The organism is Amnimonas aquatica, from assembly GCF_002943415.1.
GTDB classification, from domain to species: domain Bacteria; phylum Pseudomonadota; class Gammaproteobacteria; order Pseudomonadales; family Moraxellaceae; genus Perlucidibaca; species Perlucidibaca aquatica_A.
This window is the reverse complement of the sequence record NZ_PTQZ01000125.1, coordinates 1-5,360: the sequence shown is the minus strand read 5'-3', so window position 1 is coordinate 5,360 and position 5,360 is coordinate 1. Positions and strand designations below refer to the sequence as shown.

At 67.2% G+C, this 5,360-nt stretch carries 6 protein-coding genes; 3 read left to right on the top strand and 3 right to left on the bottom strand.

Annotated features, from left to right (window positions below):
* Together C5O18_RS06085 and C5O18_RS06080 are read right to left on the bottom strand one after the other, a co-directional pair.
* The coding region (locus C5O18_RS06085) for an ATP-binding cassette domain-containing protein (protein WP_146089237.1) at positions 1 to 416 on the bottom strand (416 nt) is incomplete at its 3' end.
* Positions 417 to 419: 3 nt separating this feature from the next.
* On the bottom strand, positions 420 to 1,703 hold the full coding sequence (locus C5O18_RS06080; RefSeq protein ID WP_105192393.1) for an AmpG family muropeptide MFS transporter: 1,284 nt from the start codon (positions 1,701 to 1,703) through the stop codon (positions 420 to 422).
* A gap of 326 nt (positions 1,704 to 2,029) precedes the next feature.
* Between C5O18_RS06080 and C5O18_RS06075 the strand changes: the two genes are divergently transcribed.
* Both C5O18_RS06075 and groL read left to right on the top strand, forming a co-directional pair.
* Positions 2,030 to 2,317, top strand: coding sequence for a co-chaperone GroES (locus C5O18_RS06075; protein ID WP_105192391.1), 288 nt, complete (start codon positions 2,030 to 2,032; stop codon positions 2,315 to 2,317).
* A gap of 71 nt (positions 2,318 to 2,388) precedes the next feature.
* The gene (groL, locus tag C5O18_RS06070) at positions 2,389 to 4,014 is read left to right on the top strand and encodes a chaperonin GroEL (RefSeq protein ID WP_105192389.1); all 1,626 of its coding nucleotides are present in this window, start codon (positions 2,389 to 2,391) and stop codon (positions 4,012 to 4,014) included.
* Between the two features lie 70 nt (positions 4,015 to 4,084).
* Here the strand turns inward: groL and C5O18_RS06065 are convergent, their stop codons facing one another.
* Entirely contained in the window at positions 4,085 to 4,345 is a 261-nt protein-coding gene (locus tag C5O18_RS06065) for a hypothetical protein (protein WP_105192387.1), read from the bottom strand.
* Between the two features lie 205 nt (positions 4,346 to 4,550).
* On the opposite strand from C5O18_RS06065, the gene C5O18_RS06060 reads away from it, so the two are divergent.
* Positions 4,551 to 5,243, top strand: a complete 693-nt coding sequence (locus tag C5O18_RS06060) for a hypothetical protein (protein WP_146089236.1) — start codon at positions 4,551 to 4,553, stop codon at positions 5,241 to 5,243.
* Positions 5,244 to 5,360 lie beyond the last annotated feature (117 nt).

The following is a 5,360-nucleotide window of genomic DNA, read 5'->3' as shown; positions in this document are numbered from 1 at the left end:
GCCAGCAGCAGGCGCTGGCGCTGGCCGCCGGACAGGCGCGTGGCGTAGTGGTCGAGGTAGTCGTCGAGGTGGCAGTCGCTGGCCAGCTGCGCCAGCGGCACCGGCTGCCGGTAGAACTTCGCGAACAGCGCCAGCGCTTCGCGCGTGGTCAGGAAGTCCGGCAGGGCGGTGTGCTGGAACTGGATGCCGCAGGCCTCGCGGAAAGCCTGGCCGGCCGGCCGGCCCTTGAACAGTATCTCTCCGCTGTCGGCCGGGGTGATGCCTTCGATCATTTCGATGCTGGTGGTCTTGCCGGCCCCGTTGGGGCCGAGCAGTCCGAAGCAGATGCCGGGACGGACGTCGAAGCTGACGCCGTCCACCGCCACGAAGTCGCCGAAGCGCTTGCGCAGCTCTTTCACACTGAGAATGTACTGCATGGATCAGTTCGCCGGTGTGTTCAGGCGCGGGGTCAGCCAGGCGAACAGCAGCAAGGCAGGCACCACGGCCAGGGTGGAGAAAATGAAGAAGCCCTCGTAGCCCATGCCTGCGACCATGAAGCCGGAGAAGCCGCCGATCAGCTTGCCGGGCAGGGTGACCAGGGAGCTGAACAGGGCGTACTGGGTGGCGGTGTACTCGCGGCTGACCAGCGCCGACAGCCAGGCCACGGCGACGGCGCCGAGGAAGCCGCCGGACAGGTTCTCGCCGCCGATCACGGCCACGAAGACCTGGATATTGCCCGGGAAGTATGACAGCACGACATAGAGCAGATTGCTGAGGGCGCCCAGCAGCATGGCCACCAGCAGCATGCGGTGAGCACCGAAGCGGACCACGGCGGCGCCGCCGATGAAGGCGCCGGCGATGCCGACCCAGACCCCGAAGAGCTTGGACACGGCGGCGATCTCGGTCTTGCTGAAGCCGCAGTCCAGGTAGAAGGGCAGGGCCATGACGCCGAGCATCTGGTCGGAGATCTTGAACAGGCCGATGAACAGCAGCAGCCCCGCGCCCAGCCAGCCGGCGTAGCGCACGAAGAAGTCCCGGAACGGTCCGGCGATGCTGGCCGCCAGGGTCGCTGCGAGACCGGCGTCGCCGGTGCCGGGCATGTCCGCCGGGGCCTCGGGTTCGCGCGCCCACAGCGTGGCCAGCATGATGACGCCGACCAGGGCTGCCATGCCCTGGTAGATCAGGCCCCAGGGCAGGTGGTCGGCGAGCATCAGCGCCAGCGCGCCGGAGACCAGCAGCGCCAGGCGGTAGCCCAGGGTGTAGGTGGCGGCGAGCGCGCCCTGCATCTCGGGCGCTGCGATCTCGATGCGGTAGGCGTCGACCACCACATCCTGGGTGGCGCCGGAGAAGCCGGCCAGCACGGTGACCAGCACGAACAGGCCGAGCGCGCCGGCGGGGGTGAGCACGCTCATCAGCAGCAGGCTGGCGGCGAGCAGCAGCTGGGCCGCCAGCAGCCAGGAGCGGCGGCGACCGAGGCGGCCCAGCAGCGGCAGCCGCAGGCGATCGGTGAGCGGTGCCCAGACGAACTTGAAGGCGTAGGCCAGGCCGGCGAGGCTGATCAGGCCGATGTCCTCGAGCGAAACGCCGCTGTCCTTGAGCCAGACCGACAGGGTGCCGCCGACAAGCAGGAAAGGCAGCCCGGAGGCGAAGCCGAACAGGAACAGGGTGAGGGCGGCGGGCTGGGCGAAGGCCTGGCGCAGCGTGATCTGCCGGGCGTCGGGCATGCGGTCGTGCTCGCGTGGTCCGTCCGGGCGACTGGCCGGGCGGAAGGCTGGACGGGGATTTCCGGCCGCCGGGCCGGATGCTGCTACTCTAGCGCGCCGGTGTCGGCGCAGGCGACCGGCGACGCAAAAAAATTGACGCGACGGCCTGCCGGCAGCGGTGCGCCGGGCCGGTGGCCGCAAAAAAATGCGCATCAGCCCTTGAATGCCGTGCCGGCACCCCCATAACGATGACAAGCCGCCCGCTCGCTGACCGGTGACCGGTGTGGCACGGCTTATTTCAACCGCCCGCAAGGGCCCTTGATCGACAACAAAACCTGGAGGTTACGATGGCAATTCGTCCCTTGCATGACCGCGTCGTGATTCGTCGCGTCGAAGAAGAAACCAAGACGGCCGGCGGCATCCTGCTGCCCGGCGCCGCTGCCGAGAAGCCCTCGCAGGGCGTGGTGGTCGCTGTCGGCAACGGCATCATCAAGGACAACGGCGATGTGCGTCCGCTGGACGTGAAGGTCGGCGAGAAGGTCCTGTTCGGCCAGTACGCCGGCAGCACCGTCAAGGTCGACGGCGAAGAGCTGCTGATCATGAAGGAATCGGAAATCTTCGCGGTGCTCGGCTGAGCCGCATTCGGTCGGGCCTCCGCACGGCCCGTGTTGACTGAAACCATCCGTATTTGAGAGGAAAAGAGAAAATGGCTGCAAAAGACGTGAAGTTCGGTGACTCCGCCCGTGCCCGCCTGGTTGCCGGTGTTAACATCCTGGCCGACGCTGTCAAGGTGACGCTGGGCCCCAAGGGTCGCAACGTGATCCTCGACAAGTCCTTCGGCGCACCCACCATCACCAAGGACGGCGTGTCCGTGGCCAAGGAGATCGAGCTCAAGGACAAGTTCGAGAACATGGGTGCCCAGCTGGTCAAGGAAGTCGCCAGCAAGACCGCCGATGTCGCCGGTGACGGCACCACCACCGCCACCGTGCTGGCCCAGTCGATCCTGAACGAAGGCCTCAAGGCCGTCGCCGCCGGCCTCAACCCGACCGACCTGAAGCGTGGCATCGACAAGGCCACCGCGGTCGCCGTCGACGCCATCAAGAAGGCCGCCGTGCCGGTCACGGACTCCAAGGCCATCGCCCAGGTCGGCGCCATTTCCGCCAACTCCGACGAAACCATCGGCCGCCTGATCGCCGAAGCCATGGACAAGGTCGGCAAGGAAGGCGTGATCACCGTCGAGGAAGGCTCGGGCTTCGAGGACACCCTGGACGTGGTCGAAGGCATGCAGTTCGACCGTGGCTACATCAGCCCGTACTTCGTCAACAAGCAGGACAGCATGACCGCCGAGCTGGACAGCCCGTTCATCCTGCTGGTCGACAAGAAGATCTCCAACATCCGTGAGCTGATTCCGGTGCTGGAAGGCGTCGCCAAGTCCGGCAAGGCCCTGCTGCTGATCGCCGAAGACGTTGAAGGCGAGGCCCTGGCCACGCTGGTGGTCAACTCCATGCGCGGCATCGTCAAGGTCTGCGCCGTCAAGGCCCCGGGCTTCGGTGACCGCCGCAAGGCCATGCTGCAGGATATCGCCGTCCTGACCGGCGCTACCGTGATCTCCGAGGAAGTCGGCCTGAACCTCGAAGGCGCCAGCCTACAGGACCTGGGCACTGCCAAGAAGGTCATCGTGTCGAAGGAAAACACCACCGTCATCGATGGCGCCGGCAATGCCGCCGACATCGAAGCCCGCGTGGCGCAGATCCGCGTCGAGATCGAGAACTCCTCCAGCGACTACGACAAGGAAAAGCTGCAGGAACGCGTGGCCAAGCTGGCCGGCGGCGTGGCCGTGATCAAGGTCGGTGCCGCCACCGAAGTCGAGCTGAAGGAAAAGAAGGATCGCGTCGATGACGCCCTGCACGCCACCCGCGCCGCTGTCGAGGCCGGTGTCGTCGCTGGCGGCGGCACCGCGCTGATCCGTGCGCTGCCGGCCCTGGCCAACCTCAAGGGCGACAATGCCGACCAGGATGCCGGCATCGCCATCCTGCGTCGCGCCATCGAGTCGCCGCTGCGCCAGATCGTGACCAACGCTGGTGAAGAAGCCTCGGTGATCGTCAACGAAGTCAAGAACGGTTCCGGCAACTATGGCTACAACGCCGCCACCGGCACCTACGGCGACTTGGTCGAGCTGGGTATCCTGGACCCGGCCAAGGTGACCTTCACCGCGCTGCAGAACGCCGCCAGCGTCTCCGGCCTGCTGCTGACCGCCGAAGCCATGATCACCGATGCGCCGGACGACAAGCCGGCCGCGCCGGCCATGCCGGACATGGGCGGCATGATGTAAGCCGAACCCGCTGCACGCTGAACGAAAAAGGCCCCGCGAGGGGCCTTTTTCTTTGGCGCTACCGCAGGGGTCAGCGCTTGTTGTCGCGGCTGCCGGCATCCGGGCGGAAGACCAGCTGGCAGGTGCCGGCGAGCTTGCGGCCATCCTGCGCGGTCACGGTGACGGAGGCGCCAGGTGCCTTGCCCTTGCAGGCTGCCTGCATGGCTGCGGAGGGTTCGCCACCGCGCTGTCCGCGCGCACGCTCGTCGTGATGGTCCGCGAAGACGATGGAGGGCAGGGCCATGGCGCCAGCCATGATCAGGGTGGTGGCCAGTTGCCGGGCTGCTTTCATGGGGAGGTTTCCTCTCGTGATGGGATTGGGTTCGGGCCCATGCTAGCGGGCAACCATGGAGAGAGGATGGAGGCGGCGCGGTCATGACGTGGCGTTGCTCATGCCATTGGCCGAGCTGACGCGTCGGGCCGTAGTTCCGGCACATGGCCTGCGCGCGGGCCGGCATACTATCGCTGCATCCGCCCCGAGACCGACGAGGATCGTCATGTCCCCAGCCGTGCCCTACATCGCCTGCCGCATCAGTGACAACCTGCCGGAGGATGTCGCGCGCCTCGATGCCGCGCTGCAGTCCGGTACCCGCATCCCGCAGGCCGAGCTGGCCGGCAGGCTGATCACGGAGGCGTCCTGCGACGTGGTCGACGGCTTCTTCGGCAATGCCGTCCGCGAGCTGATGGAGACCACTGGTGCGGATGGCTTCCGTGAGGCGCACCACGTGATCGAGGAGATCAAGTCCAAGCTCCGGCACTACCTGGGCTGGATCACCGGGTTCTTCGGCAACGACCGCCTGGCACCGGTGGTGCAGCATTACCGGCGTCTTCTGGTCATGCTGCCGACCCCGGACGGCCTGAGGGCGCACCTGGTGTTCGGCATCAGTCCGGCGCTGGCGAGGGAGGCGGAGGACGCCCTGCAGGCGCTGCGGGACCCGGCCAGGGCGGATATCCGCGCGGGTGTCGAGGTGCTGATCCGGGTCATCGACGAGGCCTTGCAGCCGCTGCTCTATGTGCCCAAGGCGAGGATGAAGTTCAACCTGGTGGTGGACAAGACCCTGAACGGGGTCATCGCGGTCACGCTTGCGCTGGCCTACCGCAGTTTCCGCAAGCTCGGCACGCAGCTGCCACCGCCGCTGTTCCCGCAGGTCGCGGACCATCTCGGGCAGTTCCTGCATCTGAGAAACTGAAGCGGCGGCGGACTCAGCGTGCCTGCGCCAGGGCCTCCGGCGCCATCGGCAGGGGGCGCTGCGCCAGCCGTGCCGGATCCCTCGCCACATGCCCGAACAGGCGCGCGGTGCCGCTGG

Bases quoted from the DNA above. Each gene is read 5' to 3' on its own strand.
- C5O18_RS06080 (WP_105192393.1), bottom strand. From the start codon at position 1,703: ATGCCCGACGCCCGGCAGATCACGCTGCGCCAGGCCTTCGCCCAGCCC.
- C5O18_RS06075 (WP_105192391.1), top strand. From the start codon at position 2,030: ATGGCAATTCGTCCCTTGCATGACCGCGTCGTGATTCGTCGCGTCGAA.
- groL (WP_105192389.1), top strand. From the start codon at position 2,389: ATGGCTGCAAAAGACGTGAAGTTCGGTGACTCCGCCCGTGCCCGCCTG.
- C5O18_RS06065 (WP_105192387.1), bottom strand. From the start codon at position 4,345: ATGAAAGCAGCCCGGCAACTGGCCACCACCCTGATCATGGCTGGCGCC.
- C5O18_RS06060 (WP_146089236.1), top strand. From the start codon at position 4,551: ATGTCCCCAGCCGTGCCCTACATCGCCTGCCGCATCAGTGACAACCTG.